This window comes from Ornithinimicrobium sp. F0845 (assembly GCF_023015765.1).
Classification (GTDB): Bacteria; Actinomycetota; Actinomycetes; order Actinomycetales; family Dermatophilaceae; genus Ornithinicoccus.
Genome location: NZ_JALKAL010000003.1, coordinates 127,274 through 142,233 on the forward strand (window position 1 = coordinate 127,274; position 14,960 = coordinate 142,233).

14 protein-coding genes are annotated in these 14,960 nt (G+C 70.0%); 6 read left to right on the forward strand and 8 right to left on the reverse strand.

From position 1 onward, the window contains the following. Nucleotides 1-16 precede the first annotated feature (16 nt). Nucleotides 17-685 (reverse strand): GTP cyclohydrolase I FolE, encoded by a 669-nt coding sequence (gene folE / locus MWU75_RS06535; protein ID WP_247088990.1) that lies wholly within the window; start codon nucleotides 683-685, stop codon nucleotides 17-19. 75 nt (nucleotides 686-760) lie between these two features. On the opposite strand from folE, the gene MWU75_RS06540 reads away from it, so the two are divergent. Next, nucleotides 761-1,480, forward strand: a complete 720-nt coding sequence (locus tag MWU75_RS06540) for a helix-turn-helix domain-containing protein (RefSeq protein ID WP_247088992.1) — start codon at nucleotides 761-763, stop codon at nucleotides 1,478-1,480. A gap of 9 nt (nucleotides 1,481-1,489) precedes the next feature. Then, nucleotides 1,490-2,455, forward strand: coding sequence for a calcium/sodium antiporter (locus tag MWU75_RS06545; RefSeq protein ID WP_247088993.1), 966 nt, complete (start codon nucleotides 1,490-1,492; stop codon nucleotides 2,453-2,455). A gap of 9 nt (nucleotides 2,456-2,464) precedes the next feature. Here MWU75_RS06545 and MWU75_RS06550 read toward each other — a convergent pair whose 3' ends face one another. From MWU75_RS06550 to MWU75_RS06570, 5 genes are all read right to left on the reverse strand, one after another. Beyond that, a complete protein-coding gene (locus tag MWU75_RS06550) occupies nucleotides 2,465-3,328 on the reverse strand; it encodes an ATP-binding cassette domain-containing protein (RefSeq protein WP_247088994.1) in 864 nt (287 codons plus the stop codon). Then, nucleotides 3,325-4,359, reverse strand: coding sequence for an iron chelate uptake ABC transporter family permease subunit (locus MWU75_RS06555; protein WP_247088995.1), 1,035 nt, complete (start codon nucleotides 4,357-4,359; stop codon nucleotides 3,325-3,327). The genes MWU75_RS06550 and MWU75_RS06555 overlap by 4 nt, the downstream gene beginning before the upstream one ends. Then, nucleotides 4,356-5,324 carry an iron chelate uptake ABC transporter family permease subunit gene (locus MWU75_RS06560; protein ID WP_247088997.1) on the reverse strand — a complete coding sequence of 323 codons (969 nt, stop codon included), beginning with the start codon at nucleotides 5,322-5,324 and terminating at the stop codon, nucleotides 4,356-4,358. The genes MWU75_RS06555 and MWU75_RS06560 overlap by 4 nt, the downstream gene beginning before the upstream one ends. 50 nt (nucleotides 5,325-5,374) lie before the next feature. After that, nucleotides 5,375-6,355: an ABC transporter substrate-binding protein gene (locus MWU75_RS06565; protein ID WP_247088998.1), complete on the reverse strand. Its 981-nt coding sequence runs from the start codon at nucleotides 6,353-6,355 to the stop codon at nucleotides 5,375-5,377. Nucleotides 6,356-6,717: 362 nt separating this feature from the next. Next, nucleotides 6,718-7,077, reverse strand: coding sequence for a hypothetical protein (locus MWU75_RS06570; protein ID WP_247088999.1), 360 nt, complete (start codon nucleotides 7,075-7,077; stop codon nucleotides 6,718-6,720). Nucleotides 7,078-7,274: 197 nt separating this feature from the next. Here MWU75_RS06570 and dxs point away from each other — a divergent pair, with 197 nt between their 5' ends. Next, a complete protein-coding gene (gene dxs, locus MWU75_RS06575) occupies nucleotides 7,275-9,140 on the forward strand; it encodes a 1-deoxy-D-xylulose-5-phosphate synthase (protein ID WP_247089001.1) in 1,866 nt (621 codons plus the stop codon). Between the two features lie 5 nt (nucleotides 9,141-9,145). Next, a complete protein-coding gene (locus tag MWU75_RS06580; protein WP_247089003.1) occupies nucleotides 9,146-11,155 on the forward strand; it encodes a diacylglycerol kinase family protein in 2,010 nt (669 codons plus the stop codon). Nucleotides 11,156-11,228: 73 nt separating this feature from the next. On the opposite strand, the gene MWU75_RS06585 is transcribed toward MWU75_RS06580, so the two are convergent. Continuing rightward, nucleotides 11,229-12,476 (reverse strand): MFS transporter, encoded by a 1,248-nt coding sequence (locus MWU75_RS06585; RefSeq protein ID WP_247089004.1) that lies wholly within the window; start codon nucleotides 12,474-12,476, stop codon nucleotides 11,229-11,231. Nucleotides 12,477-12,994: 518 nt separating this feature from the next. Between MWU75_RS06585 and MWU75_RS06590 the strand changes: the two genes are divergently transcribed. Beyond that, on the forward strand, nucleotides 12,995-13,210 hold the full coding sequence (locus MWU75_RS06590; RefSeq protein WP_247089006.1) for a hypothetical protein: 216 nt from the start codon (nucleotides 12,995-12,997) through the stop codon (nucleotides 13,208-13,210). Between the two features lie 278 nt (nucleotides 13,211-13,488). After that, nucleotides 13,489-13,878, forward strand: coding sequence for a hypothetical protein (locus MWU75_RS06595; RefSeq protein WP_247089008.1), 390 nt, complete (start codon nucleotides 13,489-13,491; stop codon nucleotides 13,876-13,878). Nucleotides 13,879-13,898: 20 nt separating this feature from the next. Here the strand turns inward: MWU75_RS06595 and MWU75_RS06600 are convergent, their stop codons facing one another. After that, nucleotides 13,899-14,849 carry an RIO1 family regulatory kinase/ATPase gene (locus MWU75_RS06600; protein WP_247089009.1) on the reverse strand — a complete coding sequence of 317 codons (951 nt, stop codon included), beginning with the start codon at nucleotides 14,847-14,849 and terminating at the stop codon, nucleotides 13,899-13,901. Nucleotides 14,850-14,960: the final 111 nt, after the last annotated feature.

The window sequence follows — 14,960 nt, forward strand, 5'->3', positions numbered from 1 at the left end:
GACAGGGTCCTTTCGGTCAGGTGATCAGGCTGAGGAACTCGGCGCGCGCGGCCGACTCGCGCAGGGTGCCGCGCAGCGCCGAGGTGCGGGTCGTCGCGCCGGTCGCACGCACCCCGCGCAGGGTCATGCAGCTGTGCTCGGCCTCGATGACGACGCCGACCCCGCGCGGCTGGAGCTCGTGGTCGATCCACTCGGCGACCTGCTGGGTGAGCCGTTCCTGGACCTGCGGGCGGCGGGCGAACATCTCGACCACGCGGGCGAACTTGGACAGCCCGAGGATCCGCGACCCCGGCAGGTAGCCGACGTGGGCGATGCCGGTGAACGGCAGGAAGTGGTGCTCGCACAGCGACTGGACCGGGATCGAGCGGACCAGCACCAGCTCGTCGTAGCCCTCGTCGTTGTCGAAGGTCGTCATCTCGAAGGGCCGGGCGGTGAGCATCGCGGCGTAGGCCCGGGCCATCCGCCGAGGGCTGACCTGCATGCCCTCCCGGTCGCAGTCGACCCCGAGCGCGGCGAGGAACTCTGCCGCGGCCCGTGCCGCCCGGTCGATGCGGTCGCGCTCGAGTCGGTGGCCCTCGATCCGGTCGTCCACGAGCTGGACGGGCTCGGCCTCGCTCCCACGCGACCCGCCCTCACTCAGCCCACGGTCCCCGGGGGACCGGGAGAGGTCTGTGCTCGTCGTCATACTGGCCCACCATTCTAAAAGAGAGTAGCCTCGACGTTAGACCCGTCGAGACGGTTCCGTCAAGAGGAGGAGATCGTGGCCGAGGCAGACTTCGACCGTGCGGTGGCCGGCATCGGCTCGCTGGCCGAGCCGGTGCGGCGCGAGCTCTACCGCTACGTGTGCAGCAGGGACGAGCCGGTGGGGCGTGAGGAGGCGGCTGCCGCCACGGGCCTGCCGCACCACCGGGTCAAGTTCCACCTGGACCGGCTGGCGGCTGACGGGCTGCTCGAGGTGGACTACCAGCGGCTGGGGGAGCGGACCGGGCCCGGCGCCGGGAGGCCCGCCAAGCGCTACCGGCGCTCGGGTGCGGAGGTCGCGGTCTCCCTGCCCGCCCGGGACTACGAGCTGGCGGGCCGGTTGCTCGCGGCCGCCGTGGACGCCGCGGCGCGCTCGGGGGAGCCCGTCCTGGAGGTCCTGCACGAGGTGGCGGCTCGCGAGGGTCGGGGGCTCGCGACGCGGGTGGGGGCCGCCCTGACGACCGAGGAGATCGTCGCACGGGTGATGGTCGTGCTGGCGGAGGCCGGCTTCGAGCCCCGGGAGGTCGAGCAGCGGATCACGCTGGGCAACTGTCCATTCCACGTGCTGGCCCAGGAGCACACCGAGCTGGTGTGCGGGATGAACCACGCGATGCTCGACAGCATGGCCCAGCACCTCGAGCCGCCCTGCCTGGAGGCATGTCTCGAGCCGGCGCCCGGACGGTGCTGCGTGGTCCTGCGCGCCCGGGAACGACATGTCGATCCGGGTGCGCTTCGCTAACGTGGCCCGGTGACTTCCGAGCTGCTCATCCTGCTGGGACTGGTCACCCTGGTGGTGGGCGCCGAGGCCGTGGTGCGCGCCGGCACGCAGCTGGCCGGCAGGCTCGGCATCCCACCGATCGTCGTCGGCATCACGGTCGTGTCGGTGGGCACCTCCGCGCCGGAGCTGGCGGTGGGCATCGACGCCTCGCTCCGGGACGTGGGGGCGCTGGCCGTCGGCAACATCGCCGGCACCAACATGGTGAACCTGCTGCTCATCCTGGGCCTGAGCGCGGCCATCCGGCCGATCGCCATGGGGGCGCAGACCTTCCGGCTCGACGTCCCGGCCATGGCCCTGGCCGCGCTGGCACTGGTGGCGATGAGCCTCGACGGCGAGATCTCCCGCCTGGACGGGCTCCTGCTGCTCGTCATCGCCGTCGCCTACACCGCCATCGTGGTCCAGCTGAGCCTGCGGCAGCGAGCCGCCAACCGCGCGCAGGTCATCACCAAGGAGTGGATGCCGTCCAGGAGGCGGGTCGCCGGTCAGGTCGGTGCGGACCTGGCCGTCCTGCTGCTGGGCATAGCCGTGATCGTGCTCGGCGCTGACTGGCTGGTGCGGGGTGCGTCGTGGCTGGCCCGCGATCTCGGCGTGTCCCACGCACTGATCGGCCTCACCGTCGTCGCGATCGGCACCTCGGCGCCGGAGCTGGCCACCACCCTGGTGTCGACCGTCCGCAACAACCGCGAAATCGCGATCGGCAACCTCATCGGCTCCAGCGTCTACAACATCGCCTTCATCCTGGGCGTCACCGTGCTCGTCGCCCCCATCAGCATCGGCGGGGAGCTGGTGCGCGTCGACCTGCCGCTGATGGCCGCCGTCGCCCTCCTGTGCCTGCCGGTCTTCCGGACCGGCCGCCGGGTCTCGCGCACGGAGGGCGTCGTCTTCGTCGTGCTCTACCTGGCCTACCTGGCCTACCTGGTGGTCGCGCGCACCTAGCCGCCGGACTCAGGCGCGCCAGGCGAACTCGGCCGCCTGCTCGTCCTGCGCCTGCCCGGGGCTCCCGTCGGTCTCGGGCTGCCCGGCCAGCGGGAGCGGCCCGACCGGGGCGCCGGTGGTCCAGAAGATCCCGAGGCGCATGCCGTTCAGGTCCTGCACGTGGATGTCCATGTCGAAGACCTCACGCAGGGTCTCCCGCTGCATGATCTCGGCGGGCGTGCCCTGCACCACGACCTTGCCGTCGCGCATCGCCACGATGTGGTCGGAGAAGCACGAGGCGAAGTTGATGTCGTGCAGCACCAGCACGATCGTCTTGCCCAGATCGTCCGCGGCCCGGCGCAGCAGCGTCATCATCGACGACGAGTGCTTCATGTCGAGGTTGTTCAACGGCTCGTCCAGCAGGATGTAGTCGGTGTCCTGCGCGAGGATCATCGCGATGTAGGCACGCTGGCGCTGGCCGCCGGAGAGCTGGTCGAGGTAGCGGTCCCGCAGGGGCTGCAGGTCGAGGTAGTCCAGCGCCTCGTCGACGACCACGTGGTCCTCCGGGGTCAACCGGCCCTTGCTGTAGGGGAAGCGGCCGAAGCGCACCAGGTCCACCACGCTGAGCCGGGCGGTGATCCGGTTGTCCTGACGCAGGACCGCCAGCCGCCTGGAGATGGCGTCGGCCCCGGCCGTCTGCACGTCGAGGTCGTCGATGAAGACCGTGCCCCGCTCCGGCTTGATCAAGCGGCTGATCACCGACAGCAGGGTGGACTTGCCGGCCCCGTTGGCCCCCACGATCGAGGTGAGCTGACCGACGGGGAGGGTCAGGCCCACCTCGTCGAGCACCACCTGCTTGTCGTAGCGGTGGGTGATGTCGCGCACGCTGATCACAGTCGGACCGTCCTCATCAGGAGCAGGATGAAATAGATGCCGCCGACCAGGTTAACGACGACGCTGAGCGTGGTGCCGTTGTCCATCAGGTGGCCCACGACGAACTGTCCGGCCACGGTAGCCAGGATCCCGACGAGGACCGAACCCAGGACCAGGTCAGTATGCCGATGGCTCGGGACCACCTGCCGCGCCAGGTTGGCGACGATGAGGCCCAGGAAGAGCATCGGGCCCACCAGCGCGGTGGAGACCGCCACCAGCAGGGTCACCACGGCGAGGGTCAGGGTGACCACCCGGTGGTAGGGGAGGCCGAGGGCGATCGCACTGTCATAGCCCAGGTCGACCACGTCGAGATAGCGCAGCAGCGGGACCAGGGCCAGCAGCCCCACGACGCAGACGGCACCCACGATCCACAGCAGGTCGCCGTCGACGGTGTTGAAGGTGGCGAACATGACGTCCTGCAGGGTGAGGAAGTCGTTCGGGCTGAGCACGCGCGAGGCCAGCGACGTCAGGGAGTTGAACAGCGAGCCGATGACGATGCCGACCAGCACCAGGACCAGCAGGTTGCGGCTGTTGCGGCCGAACAACCAGCGGAAGAGCAGCATCCCGAAGAGGACGAGCGCCCCGGCGTTGATCAGGAACCGCTCGGCCACGCCCATCATCAGGAAGGTCGCGCTGCCGAAGAAGAAGACGATGATCGTCTGCACCAGCAGGTAGAGGGCGTCGAAGCCCATCACGCTGGGGGTCAGGATCCGGCTGCCGGCGATGGTCTGGAAGACCAGGCTCGAGGCGCCGACCGCCGCGCCGACGACGACCAGTGAGCCGACCTGGCGGGTGCGCAGGTCCATGGCGTAGTCCCAGGAGCCGCGGACGTCGTAGGTCAGGTAGGCGACCACGGCGACGACGCACAACAACCCGAGGACGGCCAGGATCACCCGGATGCGGGTGCGCCGCCGGCGCTCCTCGGGGCTGGCGTGCTCGAGCGCCGCCGCGACGCGGGTGGTGCGGTCTCTGCGGGCCTGGAGGAACGTCATACTGACGCCCCCTTGGCAGAGCGCATGATCAGCCAGATGAAGACCACCCCGCCGATGCCCCCGGCGATGGTGGCGACGGGCAGCTCGTAGGGGTAGATCGCCGTGCGGCCGACGACGTCGCAGGCCAGGACGAAGCCGGCCCCCGCGAGGGCCGTGAGCGGCAGCACCTTCTTGACGTTGTCGCCCAGCAGCAGAGTCACCACATTGGGCACGATCAGGCCGAGGAACGGGATCGCGCCGACGACCACGACGACCACCGCGGCCATGACGGACACGACCACGAGGCCGATATAGAGGATGCGCTGGTAGTTCAGGCCGAGGTTGGTGGCGAAGGACTCACCCATCCCGATGACGGTGAACCGGTCGGCGAACAGGTAGCCGATGACACCGACGAGCAGCACGATGTAGAGCGGCTCGTAGCGGCCCTCGAGGATGCCGGAGAACGAGCCGGTCGTCCAGATGTCGAGGTACTGCACCATGTCGCGCTGGTAGGCCACGAACGTGGTGATCGCGGCGAGCACGCCGCCGTACATGAGCCCGACGAGGGCGACCACGATGCCCTCGCGGTGCTGGATCCGTTGCAGCATCTGCAGGAAGACCATCGTGCCCGCGATGGCCGTCACGATGGCGATCAGCATCTTGACGACCAGCGAGGTGGAGCTGAACAGCATGGTCGCGATGAGGATGCCGAGCACGGCTGCCTCGACGGTGCCCGAGGTGCTGGGGGAGACGAACCGGTTGGCGGTGATCCGCTGCATGATCAGGCCGGCGACCGACAGCGAGGCGCCGGCCATCAGGATCGCCATGAGGCGCGGGATGCGCGAGGTGGCCAGGATGTGCCACTCATCGGCGGTGGGTGGGAACAGGTCGGCCACCCCGACACTGCTGGCGGCTCCGATGCCGAGCGAGAGGTAGCTGCCGACCAGCAGGACGCCCGCCGCGATCCACACGTGGACGGCACGCACCCCGCCCCGGCTCGGCGCCGGGGCGGGGCGGGTGGTTGTCGTGGTCGCGCTCAGAGGGTGGCCTTCACGTCGTCGATCATCTGCTGGATCGAGCTCGGCGCGGCAGTGGCGAGGTACCAGGCGAAGCCGTCGACGACGTGGATCTTGTCGTTGGTGGCGGCGTCCGTGGTATTGACCAGGTCGTTGTTGAGCACCTCCAGGGCCGGGGCCTCGTCCGAGCCGATCGCGGCGGCGCGGTCCAGCACGAGCAGGACGCCGGGGTTGTACTCGGTGAAGAACTCCTGGCTGATCTCCTGACCGTGCGAGCCCTCCTCGTCGATCGGGGCGTCGGTCGGGGTGTAGCCGAAGGCGTCGTAGACGATGCCGAAGCGCGAGCCGGGGCCGTAGGCGCTGGCCGTGCCGCCGGAGACCTGCACGAACAGGGCGGTCTCACCGGTCGCGGCCGCCTGCGTGCCGACCTCCTCGATCTGGGCGGTGAGGTCGTCCATGAGCTCCTGGGCCTCGGTCTCCTTGTCGAAGATCGAGCCGAGCTGGACCACGCGCTCCTCCGTCGCGGGGATCTGCTGGGAGGACTCCTCGAACCGGACCGACATGTCGATGACGTTGGGGGAGATCTTCTCCATCTCCGCCAGCACCTCGGGCGTGCCGCTGCGGGAGCCGATGATGATCAGGTCCGGCTCGAGCTCGTTGATGGCCTCGTAGTCGGGCTCCTGCAGGGTGCCGATGGTCGGGACGTCCCCGCCGGCGTACTGAGCGATGTCGTCCGGCAGCGCGGAGTTCGCCGCGGGCACGGCGTCGACCTCGATGCCCAGGTCAGACAGGGTGCGGATGACGCTCCAGTCGGTCGCCACGACCGTGCCGGGGTTGACCGGGACGTCGACCGTGCGGCCCTGTGAGTCCGTGATCGAGACGGTCTCGCCGCCCGCCGCCTCGCCGTTGCCGTCGTCCGCGGCGCTGTCGCCTCCGCAGGCGCTGAGGGTGAGGGCTGCGATGAGGCCTAGGGCCGGCACGGTGAGGTGGCGCCGAGTCATATGCGTGCTCCGATGCTGTGACGATGGTCAGGTAAGGCAAACCTAACTACGTATTCCACCATTTAGCAAACGAAGTCATGTCGCATATCTCACACTAGCTCCTCACCCCCTCGACCGAGCGCGTGGGGCGTAGATCTCCGGTCGTGTCGCGACCGCCAGCCCCACCGAGGCGTCTTCGAGCGCCTTGGTGATCCTCGGGCTGGCTGCAGTCGACCACAAGAACCAGTAGGCGCTCGAAGACGTCAGCCGGGCACTGGTTGTCGCGGGCAGCCGGCCCGACCGCTTGACACACAGAGAAGCATCGCGTGGGGCGGTGCTCCTGTGGTCCACCGGGCGCGTGGGGGTCGTGGCCAAGTGCTGGCTCAGGAGCGGATCGGTGCGCGCACCCGCATGGCCTCCAGGAGCAGCTCAGCGCCGCGCAGGGCCGCTCGAAGCCGCAGCCCCTCCTGGGTGAGGGATCCGAGCACGTCCCCCATCGAGCCCGGTGGCAGGAGGGGCCCGAGGTCGGCACGGACATCGCGCCAGGCCCCCCGCATCGCATCCAGCTCAGCCTGAAGGTGCCGGACGCTGATCCAGGCCAGGGCCACCGGGTGCCGACGCCAGGCACGGTAGGCGCGGTAGTCAGCAGGGCACTGGTCGAGCAACCACGAGACTGCTGCCTCCTCCCACCCGGGCACACCGGTGGGCGGCACTCGCTCTGGCCACCCGGGAGGTCCTGACATAGAACGAGTGTACGACCAAGTGTGGGCGGCGCGTCCGGTCGGGGTGGGTGGCGCAAGCCCGGGCGCGTTCGGTCGGGCCTGGGGCGCAGTCCGGCGCGTCCGGTCGGGGTGGGTGGCGCAGCCGGGCGCGCTCGGTCGAGGTGGGGGAAAGCCGTAGACTCGGTGGCCACGTCCCCGGAGAAAGGCACTGACACATCGTGGGTCTGCTCAGCAGCATCTCCGGGCCAGCCGACCTCAGCCGGCTGTCCCCGGACCAGCTCACCGACCTCGCGGCCGAGATCCGCAGCTATCTGGTCGACTCCGTGTCCCGCACCGGCGGCCACCTGGGGCCCAACCTGGGTGTCGTCGAGCTGACCATGGCCATCCATCGCGTCTTCGACAGCCCGCGCGACACGGTCGTCTTCGACACCGGGCACCAGTCCTACGTGCACAAGCTGCTCACCGGGCGGCACGACTTCGGCACCCTCCGCAAGGAGGGTGGCATCTCCGGTTACCCCAGCCGCGCCGAGTCCCGCCACGACGTCGTCGAGAACAGCCACGCCTCGACCTCCCTGTCCTGGGCGATCGGCATCGCGACGGGACGCAAGCTCCGGGGCGAGACCGATCGGCATACTGTCGCGGTCATCGGTGACGGGGCGCTCACCGGCGGGATGGCGTGGGAGGCCCTCAACAACATCGCCGCCAACCCCGACCTCCCGCTGGTCATCGTCGTCAACGACAACGAGCGCTCCTACGCGCCGACCACCGGCGGCATGGCCGACTACCTCGCCTCGCTGCGGGCGACCAAGAACTACGAGAACGTCCTGTCCTGGGGCAAGCGGGTGCTGCACAAGACGCCGGTCGTGGGCAGACGGACCTACGAGACGCTCCACGGCGTCAAGAAGGGGCTGAAGGACATCGTCAGCCCGCAGGGCATGTTCGAGGACCTGGGCCTGAAGTACCTCGGCCCCGTCGACGGCCACGACCTGGCGGCGATGGAGACCGCGCTGCGGCGCGCCCACGACTTCGGCGGTGTCGTGCTGGTGCACGCGATCACCGAGAAGGGCCACGGCTACACGCCCGCCACCAGCGACGAGGCCGACCGGTTCCACGCCGTCGGCGTCATCAACCCCGAGACCGGCCTGCCGCTGGAGCTGTCCGGGCGCTCCTGGACCGACGAGTTCAGCGACGAGCTGCTCGACCTGGCCGACGAGCGCGAGGACATCGTGGCGCTGACCGCCTCGATGCTGATCCCAGTCGGGCTCTCCGGCTTCGCCCAGGCCTACCCCGAGCGGGTCTTCGACGTCGGCATCGCCGAGCAGCACGCGGTCACCATGGCCTCCGGCCTGTCCTTCGCGGGGATGCACCCCGTGGTCGCGATCTATGCGACCTTCCTCAACCGCGCCTTCGACCAGCTGCTGATGGACTGCGCCCTCCACAGGCAGGGCGTCACGTTCGTGCTCGACCGGGCCGGCGTCACCGGCACCGACGGCGCCAGCCACAACGGCATGTGGGACATGGGCCTGCTCTCGATCGTGCCCGGGCTGCGGCTGGCCGCCCCGCGCGACGGCGCCCAGATCCGGGTGGCGCTGCGCGAGGCCGTCGCGGTCGAGGACGGCCCGACCGTGCTGCGCTTCCCCAAGGGCAGCGTCGCGGACCCGGTCCAGGCCGTCGGCGCCCACGGCGACGTCGACATCCTGCGCGAGAGCGAGCACCCCGACCTGCTCCTGGTCTCGGTCGGGGCCATGTCGGGGGTCTCCCTCGCCGTCGCGGAGAAGCTCGGCGCCCAGGGGATCTCGACCAAGGTCGTCGACCCCCGCTGGGTGCTGCCGGTCAGCGACGACCTGCTCGACCTGGTCGGCCGGTCCCCGGCGGTGGCCGTCGTGGAGGACAACCTGGTCGACACCGGCATCGGCTCGGCCATCGCCGCCCGGGTCCGCGCGGCCGGCAACCCGGTCCCGGTCTGGACCTACGGCATACCGAAGCAGTTCCTCGACCACGGCTCGCGCGGTCAGGTCCTCGAGCGCATCGGACTGACGCCGGACACGATCGCGACCTCGCTCACCGAGCGCCTGCGCGACTAGCACCGATGACCCGGGTCGCCGCGGTGCTCAACCCAGCCGCGGACCGCGCCTGGGCGGCCCAGGCCGAGCTGCACCGAGTATGCCGTGGGCTGGGCTGGCCGGACCCGCTCGTGCACTACACGACGGTCATCTCGCCCGGGGCCGAGCAGGCGCGCGCCGCGCTCGCCGAGGGGGCCGACCTGGTCGTCGTCGGCGGGGGTGACGGGACGGTCCGCAACGTCGCCGGGGTGCTGGCCGGCACGGGGGTGCCGCTGGGGATCCTGCCACTGGGCACCGCCAACCTGTTCGCCCGCAACCTGGGGCTCCCGCGCCACCGGGTGCAGGAGATGGTGCGCGTCGCGCTGCAGGGAGGGGAGCGGGCCGTGGACGTCGGCACGGCGCGCTACGTGCAGCTGGGGCCGGCCGGTCCGGTGGAGTCCCCGCCGCACCACTTCCTGGTGCTGGTCGGCATCGGGCACGACGCGGCCACGGTGGCCGCCACCCGGCAGGACCTCAAGCGGTGGGTGCGGTGGCTGGCCTACTTCGAGCCCGGGATCCGCCGGCTCGGCAAGCCGCTGCTGCCGCTCCGGCTCGAGGTCGACGGTGCCCCGCGGGAGGAGGTGTCCGCCTGGAGCCTGCTCGTCGGCAACTGCGGCCTGATCCCGGCGGGCATCACCGTCGTCGCTGACGCAGAGGTCGACGACGGGGTGCTGGACCTGGTCCAGGTCGCGCCCCGGACGCTGCTGCACTGGGCGCCGATCGCGCTCAAGGGACTCGTTGGCTTCCGCCGGGACGTGCCGGGCCTGGCCTACCGCCAGGCCCGCGCGCTCCGGATCTTCAGCGAGACGCCCGTGACCATCCAGGTCGACGGGGACCCGCACCCGGACGTGCTCGAGCTCGACATCTCGGTGGAGCAGCAGGTCCTGACCGTGCGCTCGCCCCGCTCGGCCCGGGCCGGCCAGGTCGCTCGCCTCATGCGCGGCTGGACCAGACGCGCAGGTGAGGGGCGGATCCTGCGTGCGCTGCGGCATACTCCCGTGGGGGAGCTGGACGACCTGCTCGGTGAGCTCGACCTGTCGGACCTGGTCCGCTCGATGGACGACCGGGTGCTCGGACCCGACCACCGCACCGCCCTGCTCGACCTGCTGACCCGGGAGCGGCGGGACGAGCTCTCGGTCCCGACGCTGACGCGGCTCGTGCGCGCGCTGCACACCGGGCCGACGCCGCGGAGCCACGAGCTGGCGGTCCGCGACATCATCCTCTCCTTGCGAGGCGCGGAGCTGGAGGCGTTCAAGACGCGGACGAATACGGTCGGTGGCTACCACGACCTCGACCACCTGGTCTTCGACGACATCGACGATGAGGTGGTGCGCGAGGAGATCCTGGCGCACATCGCCCGGGAGGCAGCGGGGCTCGAGTCTGAGGACCTGCGCATCCTGTGCGACATCGACGACACGGTGCTGTGCATGCTGCACGACCGGCGCTATCCGCGGGGGACCGTCTATCCGGGTGCCGTGGCGTTCCTGCACGCTCTGGACCGGGGCGCGGCGCAGAATCCGAGCCGACCCGGCGACCTGACCTTCATCACCGCGCGGCCCAGCGACCCGCGGGGGCTGGTCGAGAGCTACACCCGCAACGGCCTGGCCGGCCTGGGGCTGCCGCCGCACTCGGTGATGACGGGCCACATCCTCAACCTGGCCACCAAGGGCCGCATCGCCGAGCGCAAGATGATCAACTTCGACCGGTCCCGGCTGCTGTTCCCGGAGTGCCAGGTGGTCTTCATCGGTGACAACGGTCAGGCGGACGTCGACGTCGGACGGGCCATGCTGGCGCGGGACCCCGACCACGTGCGGGCCGTGTTCATCCACAACGTGACGGGCGCGGGGGAGGACGTGCGGTCGGCGCTGGCGGAGGAGGGGATCTGGCTGTTCGACACGTATGACGAGGCCGCGGCCCGGGCGCACGAGCTGGGCCTGATCTCTGCGGAGGGTCTGGCCTCCGTGGGGGCGGCTGTCGCGGCCGGTTCGCTGCGGTGATGGCCGGATCTCGTGGGGAACCTGGATGTCGCTGGAGCGCACGGGGCTGACCCACGAGAACCGGGGCACCCGGTCAGGCGGGCTCCGGCTCGTCCTCGGGCATCTGTGCACGCAGGAACGGCGAGACCGTGGGGATGAGAGCCGCCACGGCCAGGCCGGCCACGCACACCAGGATGGTCGGTCTGTTGCCGTAGGTGACGGCGAACCACCCGGCCAGGGGCGCAGAGACCGTGATCGTGCCCCAGTTGAGGGAGCGGATCGTGGCGTTCATGCGTGCGCTGAGCCGGTCGGGCGTGACCGCGTTGCGATAGCTCATCTCCAACGGGCCGCGCAGTCCGTTGCCCACGCCGTAGATCAGCTGGGCCACGACCAGCACGACAACTCCGGTGCCGCCGGTCGGGGTCAGCGCCGTCATGAGGAAGGCCAACGGTGAGGTCCAGCCGGCCAGGCACACCACGACCCCCAGGCCGAACCGCTCGGAGAGCCTCGGTGCCAAACCGGCCCCGATCACCCCGGACACTCCCGCGCTGGCGAGCACGAGGCCGATCGCGACGGGGTCGAGACCGAGCTCCTGCGAGGCGTAGAACACCAGGATCGTCATCACGGCCGAGTTGAAGAAGAACCAGGTGTGCAGGCCGACGGCGTAGGGCATCAGGGTGCGGTGCCGGTAGACCCACCGGGCGCCCTCGACCAGCTCCCGCCCGAGGTGCCGGTCGGCGCGCGGGGCGGGGGCAGGCTCGGTCGTGCGGATGGTGGACAGGACGACGGCTGACACGGCATACGTGACGGCGTTGGTGAGGATGGCGATCGGCGCGGACAGGGCCCGGACGAGCACGCCCGCCAGGAGCGGACCGACCGACTCAGCGGCCGTCATGGACTGCTCGATGCGGGCGTTGGCACGGGGCAGCTCGACCGTGGGCACGAGCCGCGGCAGGAACGACTGGTGCGCCGCGGTGGCGCTCAGGGAGGCCAGACCGACGACGAACATCAGCGCGGCGACCAGCGGCACGGTCAGGTCTCCGGTCAGGCCGAGCACGCCGACCGTGCCGAAGGCGACCGCGCAGACCGCGTCGCCGACGACCAGTACGGGCTGGCGCCGCACCCGGTCGATGAGCACACCGGCGAGCAGCCCGAACAACAGCATCGGCAGCCACTGGGCTGAGCGCACCAGGCCCAGGTCCGCCTGGTCGGCACCCAGGTCCTGGATGAGCAGCAGCTGCAGGGCCAGGCCGGAGGTGAACAGTCCGAGCCACTTGACGGTGTCCGAGATCCACAGGCGGACGAAGGCGGGATAGCTGAACACGCGCGCACCCCTCGCCATGTGCACAGTCAAACAGTTCTGTGGCGGCCCTCGCGACGGATGGTCGGCGTGCGACACCGGTGTGGGCGGAATGCAACAGGTGCTGCGCCGTTGACGACATAGGTGCGCACCATGTAGACCAGTGGACATGATCCGTCGGGCATGGTCGCTGGGTGGGGTGTGGGTCGCTCCTCCTCGTGGCGTGCAGCGGATCGGGTCCGCAGTCGGCTGAGCCGACGGGCCCGGCGTCTTTGCCGGCAGGTGTTGAGTCGTAACCTGCCCTCACGCAGGAGTCCGCGAGTCCGAGTGACGTTGACTTCAACGCGATCCAGGCCCAGGGCGATGCGGCAGTGGAGCGATCGAATCAGTGCATGGAGGAGCGTGGTTTCGTCGTCACACGATTGCCATACGGTGAGTCCGAGATAGACATTCCGCCCGGTCCAGGCGGCGAGGAGGACCTACTGGAGAATTGGGAGGAGTGTGACGACCTGGCGGGGTTCCCGGAGCCCGTGGTGTTCTCGGATGACGACTTGAGTCGGATGTATGACCTTCAGCTGGAGCGTGGGGAGTGCCTGCGTGCCAACGGCTGGGAGCCGGCGGAGGCTCCGAGCAGGCAGACCTACATCGAGCACTACAAGTTGCTGCAGCAGGGTGGCAGCGAGCAGCCGCCCTATGACCCGGCGATGGACCTGGCGCCCGCCGAGGCCAACGCCGCCCGTGATGCCTGCCCGGAGAAGAGTCTTGCGGACATGTAGTGCCCCCGGTGAGCAAGACGCAAGACGGTCGGTAGCTCCGGCGACCGTGGCGGGCCTCCTCGCGGCCGTCATCTTGACCGCGTGTGGCTCTCAAGTCGGCCGAGTTTCTGGCGACGGAGAGGATCCCAGTGGTGCTGGCGTCTGGCAGGAGAACCTTGCAGAGGTGGCGGAGGCCGCCGGGATCACGGATCCTCCGGACGTGACGCCAAGTGCGCACGGTTTCGCCTGAGGAGTCGAAGGCGGTGGTCGACGAGTGCCTCGTGGAGAGGGGGTGGGCCATGGATCCTGACGGTTCGTTCTCTATCCACCGCTCACAACAGCAGCAGTTCGACCTAGATCGTTACGTCTGCATCGCGTCGTATCCCATCGGCGAGATCTACCTCGAGCCGTATGACCGGGGACAGTGGGAGGCGCTGTACGACTACTGGGTGGCCGAGTTCCTGCCCTGTCTCGCGTCGAACGGGTTCGAGGTAGCGGATCCTCCGACGAAGGAGACCTTCCTGGCGGCACCGGAGGCGTGGCATCCGGTCGGAGACCGTGGTTTGCGGGACCAATTGAGCGCCGCCGAGGCGCAGGGGAGGATCAGTTCGTCCAACGAGTTCCTGGCGGAGGTCTGCTCGGTCAGCCCGGGAGAGTCGGTGTTGTACCCGGAGCAGTCGACCCCGTAGCTCACGTCGGGCCGACCGCGTCAGGTCGGGCTGACCTCCTCGAAGAGCGCCACGGGGTCGACGTCCAGCCCGCGGGCTCGGAACCACGAGCAGACGTTGCGGCAGTCCCGCATGAGGAACTCGGGCCCGTTGGGGTTGGCGACCAGATCGATGACCTGTGGGAGGTCGATGATGACCAGGCGGTCACCGGCGGCGAGGATGTTGTATGCCGAGAGGTCACCGTGGGCGACGCCCTCGGCGGCCATCACCGAGATCGCCGTGCGGAGCTGGACGAAGTACTCCTCGAGCAACCCGGCCCCCGGCCTGACCTGCGACAACCGCGGGGCGGGTGCTCCGTCATACTCGATGAGCTCCATGAGGATCTCGGTGCCGTCGATCTGGACCGGGTAGGGGACGGGAAGTCCGGCGGACCAGTAGCGGCACAATGCGTCCCACTCGGCGACCGCCCACTGGCTCGCGGCCACGGCGCGTCCCCAGTCGGTCTTGCGGGACAGCGCGCGCCGGTCACGGCTGCGGCGCGCGGTGCGGCCGTCGGTGTAGGCCGAGCTGCGGCGGAAGCTGCGGTGGTCCAGGTCGCGGTAGCGCTTGGCCGCCATGACGACGCCGGTGCCGTCCGGGGCGGTGCGCTCCAGCAGGAAGACGTCGGCCTCCTTGCCGGTCTTGAGGATGCCGAGTTCGGTGTCGAGGGCGCCGGAATCGGTCACCACCCAGTCGGGGAGAGGGTCGGGGCCGCGGCAGCCCTTCTCGACGTCCCAGTAGGTGGTGAAGCGTGGTCCGTCGTCGTGGGTGGGTTCGTGGCGTGGTCCGTCCGCGGGACGGTCGTCGGGTCCGTCGAGCGGCACGTAGTCGAAGGTGAAGAACGGATCGATGTCGGCCCAGCGGTCGTTGCCGTTCTGGCCTGTGGTGCTGGTGCGCTCGGCGGAGCGCGGGGTGCTACTGGTGGACGCGAGGTCCTGGTGCGGTGAGTGCACGTGAACTCCTGGGAGAGGGAAGGTGGGCGGTAAGCACGCCGAAGACAGTCGTGGACATGTCTCCTCCTTTCCTCTGGGCCGCAGGCTGCGGCCGATCCGTGCACGGCTGAT